Origin of the sequence: Paenibacillus sp. FSL R7-0272 (genome assembly GCF_037969905.1) — a bacterium.
In the GTDB taxonomy this organism is placed as follows: domain Bacteria; phylum Bacillota; class Bacilli; order Paenibacillales; family Paenibacillaceae; genus Paenibacillus; species Paenibacillus polysaccharolyticus.
On sequence record NZ_CP150221.1, the window covers coordinates 2,495,696 to 2,509,102 of the forward strand.

General features: G+C 44.7%; 14 protein-coding genes. All 14 read left to right on the forward strand.

Translation table 11 applies throughout. The features are described 5' to 3' along the window. The first annotated feature begins 24 nt into the window (after positions 1-24). Genes MKY23_RS11090 through MKY23_RS11155 form a run of 14 tightly spaced genes read left to right on the forward strand, consistent with a single transcriptional unit; the run spans position 25 to position 13,406 of the window. Positions 25-390 (forward strand): response regulator, encoded by a 366-nt coding sequence (locus MKY23_RS11090; RefSeq protein WP_090923862.1) that lies wholly within the window; start codon positions 25-27, stop codon positions 388-390. An 11-nt stretch (positions 391-401) separates the two neighbouring features. Beyond that, positions 402-938 (forward strand): flagellar biosynthetic protein FliO, encoded by a 537-nt coding sequence (locus tag MKY23_RS11095; protein WP_090923949.1) that lies wholly within the window; start codon positions 402-404, stop codon positions 936-938. Then, the gene (gene fliP, locus MKY23_RS11100; RefSeq protein ID WP_154958951.1) at positions 935-1,690 is read left to right on the forward strand and encodes a flagellar type III secretion system pore protein FliP; all 756 of its coding nucleotides are present in this window, start codon (positions 935-937) and stop codon (positions 1,688-1,690) included. The genes MKY23_RS11095 and fliP overlap by 4 nt, the downstream gene beginning before the upstream one ends. A 25-nt stretch (positions 1,691-1,715) precedes the next feature. Next, positions 1,716-1,985 carry a flagellar biosynthesis protein FliQ gene (fliQ, locus tag MKY23_RS11105; RefSeq protein WP_123064460.1) on the forward strand — a complete coding sequence of 90 codons (270 nt, stop codon included), beginning with the start codon at positions 1,716-1,718 and terminating at the stop codon, positions 1,983-1,985. 10 nt (positions 1,986-1,995) lie between these two features. Continuing rightward, complete coding sequence (fliR, locus tag MKY23_RS11110; RefSeq protein WP_154983888.1) at positions 1,996-2,784, forward strand: flagellar biosynthetic protein FliR; 789 nt, start codon at positions 1,996-1,998, stop codon at positions 2,782-2,784. Beyond that, positions 2,781-3,890, forward strand: coding sequence for a flagellar biosynthesis protein FlhB (gene flhB, locus MKY23_RS11115; RefSeq protein ID WP_123064462.1), 1,110 nt, complete (start codon positions 2,781-2,783; stop codon positions 3,888-3,890). The genes fliR and flhB overlap by 4 nt, the downstream gene beginning before the upstream one ends. A 24-nt stretch (positions 3,891-3,914) precedes the next feature. Continuing rightward, positions 3,915-5,948: a flagellar biosynthesis protein FlhA gene (gene flhA, locus MKY23_RS11120; RefSeq protein ID WP_145329777.1), complete on the forward strand. Its 2,034-nt coding sequence runs from the start codon at positions 3,915-3,917 to the stop codon at positions 5,946-5,948. Further along, complete coding sequence (flhF, locus tag MKY23_RS11125; protein WP_090923856.1) at positions 5,945-7,309, forward strand: flagellar biosynthesis protein FlhF; 1,365 nt, start codon at positions 5,945-5,947, stop codon at positions 7,307-7,309. Before flhA ends, flhF begins: the two co-directional genes overlap by 4 nt. Then, positions 7,306-8,193 carry a MinD/ParA family protein gene (locus MKY23_RS11130; RefSeq protein ID WP_154958948.1) on the forward strand — a complete coding sequence of 296 codons (888 nt, stop codon included), beginning with the start codon at positions 7,306-7,308 and terminating at the stop codon, positions 8,191-8,193. The genes flhF and MKY23_RS11130 overlap by 4 nt, the downstream gene beginning before the upstream one ends. 32 nt (positions 8,194-8,225) lie before the next feature. Continuing rightward, complete coding sequence (locus MKY23_RS11135) at positions 8,226-9,677, forward strand: chemotaxis response regulator protein-glutamate methylesterase (RefSeq protein WP_154958947.1); 1,452 nt, start codon at positions 8,226-8,228, stop codon at positions 9,675-9,677. A gap of 32 nt (positions 9,678-9,709) precedes the next feature. After that, positions 9,710-11,782: a chemotaxis protein CheA gene (locus MKY23_RS11140; protein ID WP_339837992.1), complete on the forward strand. Its 2,073-nt coding sequence runs from the start codon at positions 9,710-9,712 to the stop codon at positions 11,780-11,782. 42 nt (positions 11,783-11,824) lie between these two features. Then, positions 11,825-12,286: a chemotaxis protein CheW gene (locus MKY23_RS11145; protein WP_090923852.1), complete on the forward strand. Its 462-nt coding sequence runs from the start codon at positions 11,825-11,827 to the stop codon at positions 12,284-12,286. Between the two features lie 9 nt (positions 12,287-12,295). Next, positions 12,296-12,916 carry a chemotaxis protein CheC gene (locus tag MKY23_RS11150; protein WP_339837996.1) on the forward strand — a complete coding sequence of 207 codons (621 nt, stop codon included), beginning with the start codon at positions 12,296-12,298 and terminating at the stop codon, positions 12,914-12,916. Further along, the gene (locus tag MKY23_RS11155) at positions 12,909-13,406 is read left to right on the forward strand and encodes a chemotaxis protein CheD (RefSeq protein ID WP_090923851.1); all 498 of its coding nucleotides are present in this window, start codon (positions 12,909-12,911) and stop codon (positions 13,404-13,406) included. The genes MKY23_RS11150 and MKY23_RS11155 overlap by 8 nt, the downstream gene beginning before the upstream one ends. Position 13,407 lies beyond the last annotated feature (1 nt).

Consider the following 13,407-nt stretch of genomic DNA (forward strand, 5'->3'; position numbering starts at 1 on the left):
AATTCAGGGAGGATTTGAACCAACATGGCAAACCGAATTTTAGTCGTAGACGACGCTGCATTTATGAGAATGATGATCCGGGACATTTTGTCCAAAAATGGGTATGAAGTCGTAGGAGAAGCACCAGATGGTGCACAAGCCGTTGAGAAGTTCAAGGAACTTCGTCCGGATCTGATTACAATGGATATTACAATGCCTGAGATGGATGGTATTGCTGCTCTGAAAGAAATTAAAAAAATTGATGCAAATGCAAAAGTAATTATGTGTTCTGCAATGGGCCAACAAGCGATGGTTATTGATGCCATTCAAGCTGGAGCCAAAGATTTTATCGTTAAACCTTTCCAATCTGATCGGGTTATCGAAGCAATCAGCAAAACACTGGGAGCTTAAGAAGCATGTTGATGGCTCAGGGGGGTACTCCAGAACCAGCTGGCGCAGGAATCAATTATTATCTACAGCTAGTATGGGTGATTGTTGTCCTGGCCGTCATCCTGGTTCTTATTGTCTACCTGATCCGATTCTTGAACAAACGAAATCAGCAATGGTTTCGAAGCGGAACCATTCGCATTTTGGGCGGGGTCGGACTAGGACAAAACAAGTCACTGCAAATTTTAGAGATTGGCGGAAACGTTTATTTGATCGGTGTGGGCGAGAATATACAGCTGCTGGATAAGGTTTCGGATTTGGAAGAAGCACAGAGAATTGTGGATTCCTTTGAACGGGATGCTGTTTCACAGCAAGGAAACCTCCCACCCATCATAGCCAAGCTCGCTAAACGTCTTCGTAAAGAAGAACCGCCTCGGGAAATGGAAATTGAGGACACTGCTTCTTTTCATGAGATGTTTGAATCCAAACTTCGGCAGATGCCAAACCGTAAAGAGAAGATGGAGAAGCTCCTGGATCAAGACAATACTACAGATCGGTCGAGGGATTCATGAAGAAAAAGATTTGGTTAGCGTGTTGTTTCGTAGGACTTATCAGCCTGGCATCTGTTACGGTGGCTTTTGCCGAGCCGATTCCTAATATTGATATTCAGATTGGGAACGGTGATGGCAACACGCCAAGTACTAGTTCATTATCTATTATTCTATTAATTACGGTGCTTAGCATAGCCCCGGCATTGCTGGTACTGATGACCAGTTTTACTCGGATTGTGATTGTGCTTGGGTTTGTCCGAACTTCACTCGGAACCCAGCAGATGCCTCCGAATCAGGTATTGGTCGGTCTGGCCCTTTTTCTTACACTTTTCATCATGTCTCCTACGTTATCTTCTATTAATCAGGTTGCATTACAGCCTTATCTCAAAGGAGATTTGACACAAACGGAGGCGCTAGAAAAGGCAGCAGATCCGATTAAGAAATTTATGTTTACTCATACGCGCGAGAAGGATATCTTGCTGTTCATGAAATACAATCAGGCGGAACAGCCGAAATCGTATCAGGATATTCCAATCACGGTAATGGTACCGGCATATGCAATCAGTGAGCTCAAAACAGCTTTCCAGATGGGATTCATGATATTTATTCCTTTCCTGGTGATCGACATCGTTGTGGCGAGTACACTCATGGCCATGGGTATGATGATGCTTCCCCCGGTCATGATCTCATTACCTTTCAAAATACTGCTCTTTGTTCTGGTGGATGGGTGGTATCTGGTAGTCAAGTCACTGTTGCTGAGTTTTAATACTTGAACCGGAGAGTTAAAGGAGGACGGTCATGACTTCGGAGTTTATTATCGGTCTGGCCGGAAAAGCAGTATACACGTCATTGCTGGCCAGTGCACCTATGCTCATACTAGCTCTGGTTGTAGGACTTATGATTAGTATTTTCCAAGCAACGACTCAGATTCAAGAGCAGACGCTCGCTTTTGTACCTAAAATAGTCGCAGTACTGCTGGCGGTACTTTTGTTTGGGCCCTGGATCTTGAATATATTAATCGATTTTACGTTTAACATACTCGATAATTTGTACAGATACATAGGGTAGGCTTTAGCCGATGGAGACATTGCTGCAAAGTTTCCCTGTTGCTCTGCTTATGTTTTGTCGAATAGCCTCATTTTTTGTAACTGCACCTGTCTTTTCAGCTCGAAATGTACCTACGTCGTTTAAAATAGGGATATCTGCTTTTGTTACGTTGACAGTATATATGACCTTTGGAATACATCAGACTGTTCCAACGGACTTGAGTTACATCCTGCTAATAATCAGAGAAATCCTCATCGGTTTACTTTTGGGATTTGTGGCTTATCTCTTGATGACTGCTGTACAGACTGCAGGGGCGTTTATTGATATCCAGATAGGCTTCGGTATAGCTAATGTGTATGACCCGATGACAGGTGCATCTGCACCACTTACAGGTAATTTTAAATATGCTTTTGCTGTACTTTTATTTTTAACTATGAATGGACATCATTATCTGCTGGATGGCATCGTATACAGTTATCGGTGGATTCCGCTATCCAATATATTCTTCTTGAAGATGGCGGATGGCAGCGTTGCGGAATTTCTTGTACGTACGTTAGGAGAAGCTTTCATGCTTGCTTTCCAGATGGCTGCTCCGATTGTAGTCGCTCTGTTTCTGACGGATGTAGGGTTGGGCTTTTTGGCCAAAACGGCTCCACAGTTTAATGTATTTGCTGTAGGTATGCCGCTCAAGGTACTCGTTGGAATTGCTATTTTGCTCCTGCTGGTTCCCAGCTTCGCCTTTGTGTTTGGTCAATTGTTCGAGGTCATGTTCCGAACTATGGAAAAACTGCTTGGAACGATCGGACAAAGGCCGGGATGAGTGAAACGGAGGACAGGATTCAGATGAAACTTCAACTTGATCTCCAATTGTTTTCTGGAGAGAAGACAGAGAAAGCCACCCCTAAAAAGCGACAGGATACACGAAAAAAGGGGCAAGTCGTAAAAAGCATGGAGTTATCCGGTGCCTCGATTCTCCTGTTTACATTTTTGACCATGATGATGTTTAGCTCGTTTTATAAAGAGCGCATGGTAAAGCTGTTTACAGATATTTTTATTAATCGACTCAGCATGAATGTAACCGAAGAAAATGTGATGGCACTGATGATGCGTTACGGGATTGAAGTGATGTTGTTGCTCGCTCCCGTTTTGCTTGGCGCAGCACTAATTGCGTTAATCGTTAACTACATGCAGGTGGGGTTTCTTCTTATAGGCGAGGGTTTAAAACCGAAGCTCGAGAAACTAAATCCAATCAAAGGGTTTAAAAATATTTTTTCACTTCGCTCGCTAGTTGAATTTGCAAAGTCCATTTTGAAAATGTCTATTATCGGCTACCTTGTGTACAGCACAATTATTAGTTACCAGTCTGATATTGCTTCATTATCACATTTTTCAATGGATGCGATTTTACAGTTTGCTGCTTCTATTACTTTAAATCTTGGTGTCAAGATTGCAGTTGCACTCCTGGTACTTGCCGTATTCGACTACATGTACCAGAAGTACGATTATGAAAAGAATATACGCATGTCGAAGCAAGATATCAAAGATGAGTATAAGAAAATGGAAGGCGATCCGCTGATTAAGGGCAAAATTCGGGAGCGCCAGCGTCGTATGGCTATGCAGCGTATGATGCAGGAAGTACCGAACGCAGATGTAATCATCACGAACCCAACACACTTTGCAGTAGCACTGAAGTATGAGGGGTCTGAGATGGAGGCTCCGCAAATTATTGCTAAAGGGCAGGATTATGTCGCTCTGCGCATTAAAGAAATTGCCAAAGAACACGGTGTGATTACGATGGAAAACAAACCACTGGCACGGGCATTGTTCCAGAGAGCTGAGATTGGTGACGCTATACCGGCCGATTTGTTTCAAGCTGTAGCCGAAGTGCTGGCTTATGTATATAAACTTAAGGGCAGAACGAAATAACAGGGATCGGAGGCCGTACATTCATTGAAAACAAAAGATTTAGCTATCCTTGCGGGTATTATCGGCATTGTGTTGATGATGATTCTCCCGATCCCCATCTGGCTGCTCGATATGTTGCTCGTTATCAACATCTCTATTGCTTTGATGATCTTGCTTGTCGCCATGAACAGCAAAGAAGCATTACAGTTTTCCATATTTCCGGCATTGTTGCTCATTACTACGTTGTTCAGACTGGCACTCAATATCTCAACAACGAAGTTGATCCTAGGTAAAGGTGATGCTGGAGCTGTTGTTGCTACCTTTGGTAGCTGGATAGCGGGTGGGCAGATAGCCATTGGATTTATCGTGTTTTTGATCCTGGTGGTCGTACAGTTTATCGTTATTACCAAAGGTTCCGAACGTGTAGCTGAAGTAGCAGCAAGGTTCACGCTTGATGCTATGCCTGGTAAACAAATGAGTATTGATGCCGACTTGAATGCTGGTTTAATTAATGAACAGCAGGCGCGTGAGCGCCGTTCCAAAATTGAACGCGAAGCCGACTTTTATGGAGCGATGGATGGTGCCAGCAAATTCGTAAAAGGGGATGCCATTGCAAGTATTATCATCCTCCTAATCAACCTGATCGGTGGATTTATTATCGGTATGACGGTACATGGTTACGATTTTGCAACTTCACTTTCCACGTACTCGGTGCTGACTATCGGGGACGGATTGGTTAGCCAGATTCCCGCACTGCTTATTTCAACTGCGGCGGGATTGATTGTTACCAGAGCCTCATCGGAAGGAAACTTGGCAGATGATATTACTGGCCAGTTGTTTACATATCCGATACTCATCTATATCGTAGCTTTTGTCATCGCGATGCTGGGATTCTTTACGCCAATTCATGTAATTACAACATTGCCGCTCGCAGGTGTTCTTGCTTTTGCCGCCTGGCGAATGCAGAATAATCTGAATTTGAAACAGGAAGCAGAAGAGCAATTGGAAGAAGAACAACAGATTGAAGAAGTCAGAAGTCCTGAAAGTGTTATTAACTTGCTTCAGGTGGACCCGATCGAATTTGAGTTTGGTTACGGTTTGATTCCTCTGGCTGACAATCAACAAGGCGGAGACTTGCTGGATCGGATCATTATGATTCGAAGACAATGTGCGCTTGAATTGGGTTTGGTGGTACCAGTGATCCGTATTCGTGACAATATTCAACTAAGACCTAATGAGTATGTGATCAAAATTAAGGGTAATGCGGTTGGTGGCGGAGAACTGCTTCTAAACCATTATCTTGCGATGAGTCCTGGATATGATGAAGAATCCGTAACAGGAATCGAAACAACAGAGCCGGCATTTGGTTTGCCTGCGCTATGGATTGATGAAGTGACTAAAGATCGGGCAGAGCTCGCTGGATATACGGTAGTTGACCCGCCTTCTGTCGTTGCGACTCATCTAACAGAACTAATCAAGAAACATGCGCACGAATTGCTTGGAAGACAAGAGACGAAGGCACTTGTAGACAACCTTAGAGAGAATTATGCTGCACTGGTGGATGAGTTAATTCCTTCCGTTCTCTCGATTGGTGATGTACAAAAGGTACTAGCGAAGCTGCTACGTGAAAAAGTATCGATTCGAGATATGGTTACTATTTTTGAAACGCTGGCAGACTATGGAACTTATACGAAGGATCCAGATGTGTTAACGGAGTACGTTAGACAATCGTTATCTCGTCAGATTACACAACAATTCTCGCAAAAAGGTGAAACCCTTCAAGTGATCACGGTTGGACCAGGACTTGAGAAGAAAATTGCTGAAAGTGTGCAACAATCAGAGCAAGGTAGCTATCTTGCACTGGATCCAGTCTCTACTCAAAGTGTGTACCAAAAGCTGAGTGAACAAGTAAATCGATTAATTCAATCGGGTCAACAACCCATCGTGTTAACTTCTCCAACCATTCGAATGTATCTGCGTCAGGTGATTGAAAGAACGATGCAGGATATTCCGGTGCTTTCCTATAGCGAGTTGGAGCCGAATGTTGAAATTCAAAGTATCGGGGTGGTGAACTTATGAGAGTAAAACAATACGTTGTTGAGACCATGCCCGAAGCTATGCTTCAAATTCGCAAAGACCTGGGAAGTGACGCCGTCATTCTGTCCACCAAAGAAATCAAGGTGGGCGGAGTGCTCGGGATGTTCCGCAAAAAACGTATCGAAGTGGTTGCAGCAGTAGATAAAGAGCAGCCTGGTCAGGCGAATGGTTCTTCTGTTAAGAAGGCGCAAAATTCATTTACGCCTGTGCCTCGTTCGTTTGTACCTGAAGCTTATGCTCAAACCGCTCGTTCGTTTGTAGGGGGGGCCGATGCAAGGGAAACTGTAGCGGCGGTGGACCAAAAAGAGCAGGAGAAAACGGCGGCTGTTCCATCTGTATCCAAATCAAGTGGAATAGATGAAAAAATGGATTACGGCTCAGATTTCCTGAGCAGTGAGCATAAACCGCGACCGCAAGGGGCGGATTTTTCGGGTTCAACGCCTAGTATCCAAGATCGTGGTATGGATCAGCAGCAGGACAAGCTGTTGAACGAGTTACAGGACTTGAAGCAGATGATGACCAAGCTTTCCAAGCAAGGAACAGTTGCGACAACAATTCCTGAAGAATTAATGAAGAGCCAGGAGCGGCTTGCGGACCAAGAAATTTGGCCAGAAGTATGGGAATCCTGGTTTGAACCTATTGAGCAGGGGTTAGCTGAGGGTAAATTGCAAGAATCGGATGTTGAAGAGGCACTTCGGTTGGAGATAGCGACTTTTCTGAAAGACCGTATTCAAGAGGGCATCCTGCCTAGCACTCGAATTGTATATGTGGCTGGACCTACAGGAGTAGGAAAAACAACAACGATTGCCAAACTGGCTGCGGAGCAGATGTTTAAAAAACAGCGTAAAGTTGGTTTTATTACGTCAGATACGTACCGTATCTCTGCAGTTGAACAGCTAAGAACGTATGCATCGATTCTGAACGTGCCGCTTGAAGTTGTGCAGTCGCCAGGAGATACGCAACGTGCCATTTCACGGCTAGAAAACTGCGATCTGATCTTTATGGATACAGCAGGCAGAAACTATAGAAATGAATTGCTTGTCTCCGAACTGCAGAGTTTACTTGCTCCTGTTGAGAACAGTGAAACCTTTCTGGTGATGAGTATGACTGCGAAAAGCATGGATATGGTACAAATTACTGAGCATTTCAGTAAATATGGATTGGATAAAGTGATCTTCACCAAAATGGATGAAACAGGAACTTGCGGTCCGCTCTTTAACCTTCTACATCGTTTCCCGCTCAAACTTGCTTATGTGGCAAACGGTCAGAATGTTCCTGATGATCTGCTGAAGCCCAATGTGGAATGGTTGTCCCAGGCGTTATTGGGAGACGGGACACAATGAAGGATCAGGCAGCATCACTCCGAAGCTTGGTCTCCGCGCCACTCGAGAGCGATAAAAGCAAAGTGAGTAACCGTTCCTCCAAAATTATTACGGTAGCTAGTGGTAAAGGTGGGGTAGGCAAGTCCAATTTCACACTAAACTTTGCACTGACTCTTCATTCTATGGGTAAAAAAGTGCTGGTGTTTGATGCAGATATCGGTATGGCAAATATCGATGTTTTAATGGGAACTTCTTCTTCCTATAATCTGTATCATCTTTTATACCGACATAAAACTATAAGGGAAATCATACAACTTGGTGCTGATGGCCTACCATATATTGCGGGGGGGTCGGGGATGAAGGAATTATTCTCCTTGTCTGATCGGGATCTGGAGTTTTTTGCCAGTGAGGTGGAGGACATTGCGCAAGAGATGGATTACGTCATTTTCGATACCGGGGCTGGCCTTTCCAGGGAAAATATGAGATTCATCGGCGCTGCTGATGAATGCCTGATTGTAACTACTCCTGAACCGACTTCAATAACAGATGCTTATGCCTTAGTTAAAGTCATGCACGGCGAGGAGCACGCAACTCCTTTTCGAATGATCGTAAATCGGGTTGAAGATGAAAGGGAGGCGGAGCGTGTAGCAGATAAAATAGCTGGAGTGGCGAGAAGGTTTTTGCAAACAGATATCCCGCTTCTAGGGTATATTTCAGAGGATGCTCAGGTTGTGACAGCAGTAAAGAAACAGATGCCTTATCGATTAGCCTATCCTCATTGCAAGGCTTCTAAAGATATACAAAAACTTGCTCTTCGATATCTGGCTGTACCTGCAGCTCCGGAATCCGGAACCTTGTCAGGAATCAGAGGATTTATGAAAAAGTGGCTTAAACGAACAACATGATTTCTGAAAAAAGGAAACAGAGGTGACACAATATGGCGGTCTATCAAGTATTGGTTGTCGATGATTCCGCTTTTATGCGCAAAATTGTGACGGATTTAATTGAAGCGGACTCAGAGTTCAAGGTTACGGCCACAGCGTCAAACGGCAAAGAAGCTATCCAAAAAGCATTAGAGTTGAAACCTGATATGATCACAATGGATGTTGAAATGCCGGAAATGAATGGGCTGGATGCGCTTAAATCCATAATGGAGGATTCCTTCATTCCTGTGATTATGCTCTCTGGTATTAATGAACAAGGTATGAAAGAGACAATTATGGCTCTCGAAGCTGGTGCATTTGACTTTATTCGTAAGCCGTCTGTTGTGCATGATCAGGATATTGCTCAGGTTGGTAAAGCGTTGGTTGAACGAATGCGTGCTGCCATGCATGAAGTGAAGCGAAAAGCTGAGCGTAAAGAATCGATCAAAAAAATGGAGGCTTCCCGCAATACTGTAATTCCTCCAGCACAACCGGTAAAGAAGGAAGAAACGTCGAAGGAAGTTGTTGAACCGCTTCAAAAAACAGTTCCGCCGATACTTCCAAAAAGAGAGAATTCATTTGAAGAGCGCACTGGAGTCTTACAGGCTAAAAAGCAACCGAGTGTTCCGCTTTCTCCTCCGAAATCGGAGCGTACGATCACGAAAAAGGATGGCTTAGGTAAGCCTGATCAATCTGCTCGTACGAAAACGGATATACCAAGTAAGCCGCCTGTGAGTTCACTGCAAGCTCGTAAAGAGGTCAGATCGCCAGAGGTGCCTCGACTCCAGACGAAACAGCCAGCAACCAGTTCTGCGTCTGCACCTGTTCCTGCGAAGGAGCCAACTAAACTTAATACGGCTTTTAAAACTTCAGCGGGATCGGAAGGATCGTTCAACAAACTTGTTGCGATCGGTTCTTCAACCGGTGGACCAAGAGCTCTCAAGACTTTACTGGAACAGTTGCCAGCGGATTTGCCGGCGCCAGTCATTATTGTGCAGCATATGCCGCCTAATTTCACCCGTTCACTTGCACAACGGTTGAATACATTTAGTCCGCTCCATGTAGTCGAGGCAGAAGACGGTATGGTGCTTAAAAAAGGAACGGCTTATATCGCACCTGGTGGTTTCCATTTGAGAGTTCACAAGACAGCAGATGGAAGGTTTATCTTGAAGTTGAGTGAGGATCAACAGGTGAATGGTCACAGACCTTCAGTAGATACGATGTTTGAGTCGCTTCTGCCGTTTACATCTTTACAACGACATCTTGTTCTTCTGACAGGTATGGGGAGCGACGGGGCGCGTATGATGAAAAAATTATACGAGACTGGAGTCACATCAACGTTTGCCGAAAATGAAGAAACTTGTGTTGTCTATGGTATGCCGCGTTCAGCTGTGGAGCTGCAATGCGTGCGTCATCTTCTGCCCCTGCAGGAGATTGCGCCAAGACTTGTTCAAGCAGTGAAATAACGGAGTGTAACTTACGGAGGAGGTGCCTCACAATGGACATGAACCAATATTTATCCATGTTTATTGATGAGTCTAACGATCATCTACAATCTCTTAACGAAAACATGCTACAACTAGAAGCGAATCCGGAAGATCTGGGTATAGTGCAGGTCATCTTCCGTTCAGCTCATACTCTCAAAGGTATGGCGGCAACCATGGGATTCGAGGATTTAGCTTCACTGACACACAAAATGGAAAATGTACTGGATATGGTTCGTAATGAAAAGCTGAAAATGCAGGATTACATTTTTGACACCATGTTCAAGAGTTTGGATGCTTTGGAGACTATGGTTCAGGATATTACAGGTGGCGGTGAAGGTAAAGCGGATGTCTCCTCCATTGTTGCTTCGCTTCAGGCTATTGAAAGTGGCGAATGGACAGGAGGCAGTGCTCCTGTTGCAAAGGTAGACAAGCAAACGAACTCCTCGATCTCCAATGCTGTAGAACTGGATGAATTCCAATATTCAGTTCTTGATCAGTCGATCGCAGAAGGTCACCGTGTATTCTACGTTGACGTCCTTGTGAGTGAGCATAGTCAGTTAAAAGGTGTTCGGGCATACATGGTATTTGACATGCTTGAGCGTTCAGGTGAGGTTGTTAAAGCCTATCCTTCTGTTCAGGATATCGAGCAAGAGAAGTTTGAGCGCAGTTTCTCGTTGTATTACATAACGACCAAAGAGGCGCAAGAACTGGAAAAGGGTATTATGAGCATCTCGGAAATTGAGAGTGTCAAATTGATTCAGCTGGATCAAGAAACGTTGCAACAGATGACCAATCAGGCGGCTGCCGCGGTTGCGGTAGAAGCAGCACCAGCACCTGAGGTTGGTAAGGATACGTCTGTTTCAGATTCTAAACCTCAAGAAGAAGGCAAAGCAGCTCCCGCGAAGGCAGCAACGCCAAAACAGGCAGCCGCACCTTCACGCACAATTCGTGTTGACATTGAGCGTCTTGATGTGCTAATGAACTTGTTCAGCGAATTATTGATTGACCGTTCACGCCTTGAACAATTAGCAAGTGAGACAGGCAATAACGATCTGTCGGATACTGTAGCTCACTTGAGCCGTGTGAGTACGGACTTGCAGAACATCGTACTGAAATTGCGGATGGTTCCAGTTGATACCGTCTTTAACCGCTTCCCACGGATGATTCGTGACTTGGCTAAAACATTGGATAAAAAGATCGATCTCGTCATTACAGGTGCTGAAACAGAGCTGGACAGAACGGTTATTGATGAAATCGGAGATCCGCTTGTGCATCTGTTGCGTAATGCGGTTGACCATGGTGTTGAATCGATCTCGGAGCGGGTTGCGGCTGGAAAACCGGAAATGGGCACAGTTAACCTGCGAGCTTTCCACAGTGGTAACCACGTGTTTATTGAGATTGAAGATGATGGTAAAGGGATTTATCGTGACAAACTCCTGCAAACAGCGATCAAACGAGGCGTTGTGACGGAGGAACAAGGTGCGAAAATGAGCGATGATGAAGTCAATCAATTGTTGTTCGCCCCTGGATTTAGTACAGCTGATAAAATCTCGGATATTTCAGGCCGCGGAGTAGGTCTGGACGTTGTAAAATCAAAAATCACTTCGCTTGGCGGTAATGTAACGATTACGTCGACTCCAGGCAAAGGTACTAACTTCTCCGTACAGCTTCCATTGACACTGTCTATCATTGCAGCGATGCTGGTACGACTTGGTTCAGAGAAGTATGCAGTTCCATTGTCTTCGATCGTAGAGACCGCGATTGTACAGCGTGAGCAAGTTCGTAATATCCATGGTAATAAAATGATTACGTTCCGCGAGTCTTTGATTCCTTATCTGTCATTAAGCGAAGTTTTCGGAGTGCCGGATTTCAACGATGCGGATGAGAAAGAAACCGAGATTGTTGTGATTCGAAAAGGAGAGCGTCTGGCAGCTGTCGCTGTTGAAGAATTCATTGGTCAGAGCGAAATAGTTCTGAAGTCTATGGGCACGTATCTTCCTGCGATTGAAGGAATCTCCGGTGCGACGATACTTGGAGATGGACAAGTTGCTTTGATTCTTGATCCAAACGCATTTATTAAATAAGCATAGTGATGGAGTTTTAAATCGAATAGGGAGGTTTTTTACATGGAAGAAGAGTTGAAGGTCATCGTCTTTAAATTGGGAACCGAAGAGTACGGAATTGAGGTAGACAAGGTTCAGACTATTGAGCGCATGATGCCCATTACCCGCGTTCCCAAAACACTTTCATTTGTAAAAGGAGTTATCAACCTGCGTGGTGTTGTTATTCCGGTTATTGATCTCCGCGGACGCTTCTCCCTTGCGGAAACGGAATATACAGATCAAACGCGGATCGTCATTGTTGGTGTTGACGATATGCAGGTTGGTTTTATCGTTGACTCTGCCAATGATGTTATCGACATTAAAAGCAGTTCGATCGATACTCCGCCTGAAGTGGTTGGTGGCGTGAAAGCGAGATATCTTCGTGGTGTTGCAAAATTGGATGATGGTCGCTTGTTGATTATGCTTAACCTTAACGAAGTATTAAATAAAAGCGAGATTGTGCAGCTGGAAAGTGTTGAGGGCTAGCACGTGGAGATGTTTAACCGATTTGAGGGTTTCCAAATGGATGTGCTCAAAGAGGTCGGTAATATTGGAGCAGGCAACGCCGCTACGGCGTTGTCTCAACTCCTTAACAGACCGATTGATATGGGCGTACCCACCGTTCAGATGCTTCCATTTGAGGAGATTGCTGAAAAAGTGGGTGGTGATGAGCGTATTGTAGTCACAATATTTCTTCGTGTAGAAGGTGAAGCGCCTGGTAATCTCTTTTTTATGATGACACCAGAGGCTGCTAAATTGTTGTTGAACCGCCTCGCTGGTTTTGAGCTGAAAGAAGGTTTGGCGTTCACTGAAATGGAACATTCAGCTCTATCTGAGATCGGAAACATTCTGGCTGGATCTTACCTGTCTTCTCTGGCGGATTTCACAAAGTTATCGATGTACCCAACGGTGCCGGGGCTTGCGATTGATATGGCGGGAGCAATCCTTAGTTATGGACTGTTGCAATTTGGAGAGATGGGCGATTCGGCATTATTGATTGACACCTCTTTCTTTGAAGGTGAAGATCAAGTAGAGGGACAGTTTTTCCTCATTCCTGATCCACCGTCATTTGCAAAGATTTTTGAATCGCTAGGGGTGCCACTGGACCATGATTGAGGACAAAAGCATCGTTAAAGTCGGTATGGCGGATCTGAATATCGCTCAACTTCCTGGCGTAATCCGTACAACTGGCTTAGGGTCGTGTGTGGGGCTAACGATGTATGACCCACAGTTGAAACTCGCTGGAATGGCACATGTCATGCTTCCGAGTTCAGAGATTGCCCGGGAGGGTAATTTGAACACGGCTAAATACGCGGATACAGCATTGCCAGAATTGCTTGAGAAGATGCTGAAAATGGGCGCGTCTCAATCGCGAATTGTATCTAAGATGGCCGGAGGTTCGCAGATGTTTGCTTTCTCGGGTGCAGGAGATACAATGCGAATCGGACCGCGAAATGCAGACTCCTGTCGAGAAATGTTGGAACAGCTCAAAATTCCACTTTTGGGCGAAGATACAGGAGGAAATTACGGTCGAACTATCGAAATGAATTGTGAGACAGGACTTTTAACTATTCGTAGCGTACAAATGGGCGTAAAGGAATTATAAT

What these genes read in the sequence shown, in the direction of transcription:
- MKY23_RS11145 (WP_090923852.1), top strand. Translation starts at nt 11,825, where the DNA reads ATGGAAGAAGAGTTGAAGGTCATCGTCTTTAAATTGGGAACCGAAGAG.
- MKY23_RS11155 (WP_090923851.1), top strand. Translation starts at nt 12,909, where the DNA reads ATGATTGAGGACAAAAGCATCGTTAAAGTCGGTATGGCGGATCTGAAT.
- fliR (WP_154983888.1), top strand. Translation starts at nt 1,996, where the DNA reads ATGGAGACATTGCTGCAAAGTTTCCCTGTTGCTCTGCTTATGTTTTGT.
- fliQ (WP_123064460.1), top strand. Translation starts at nt 1,716, where the DNA reads ATGACTTCGGAGTTTATTATCGGTCTGGCCGGAAAAGCAGTATACACG.
- MKY23_RS11095 (WP_090923949.1), top strand. Translation starts at nt 402, where the DNA reads ATGGCTCAGGGGGGTACTCCAGAACCAGCTGGCGCAGGAATCAATTAT.
- MKY23_RS11130 (WP_154958948.1), top strand. Translation starts at nt 7,306, where the DNA reads ATGAAGGATCAGGCAGCATCACTCCGAAGCTTGGTCTCCGCGCCACTC.
- MKY23_RS11135 (WP_154958947.1), top strand. Translation starts at nt 8,226, where the DNA reads ATGGCGGTCTATCAAGTATTGGTTGTCGATGATTCCGCTTTTATGCGC.
- MKY23_RS11140 (WP_339837992.1), top strand. Translation starts at nt 9,710, where the DNA reads ATGGACATGAACCAATATTTATCCATGTTTATTGATGAGTCTAACGAT.
- flhB (WP_123064462.1), top strand. Translation starts at nt 2,781, where the DNA reads ATGAGTGAAACGGAGGACAGGATTCAGATGAAACTTCAACTTGATCTC.
- MKY23_RS11150 (WP_339837996.1), top strand. Translation starts at nt 12,296, where the DNA reads ATGTTTAACCGATTTGAGGGTTTCCAAATGGATGTGCTCAAAGAGGTC.
- fliP (WP_154958951.1), top strand. Translation starts at nt 935, where the DNA reads ATGAAGAAAAAGATTTGGTTAGCGTGTTGTTTCGTAGGACTTATCAGC.
- flhF (WP_090923856.1), top strand. Translation starts at nt 5,945, where the DNA reads ATGAGAGTAAAACAATACGTTGTTGAGACCATGCCCGAAGCTATGCTT.
- MKY23_RS11090 (WP_090923862.1), top strand. Translation starts at nt 25, where the DNA reads ATGGCAAACCGAATTTTAGTCGTAGACGACGCTGCATTTATGAGAATG.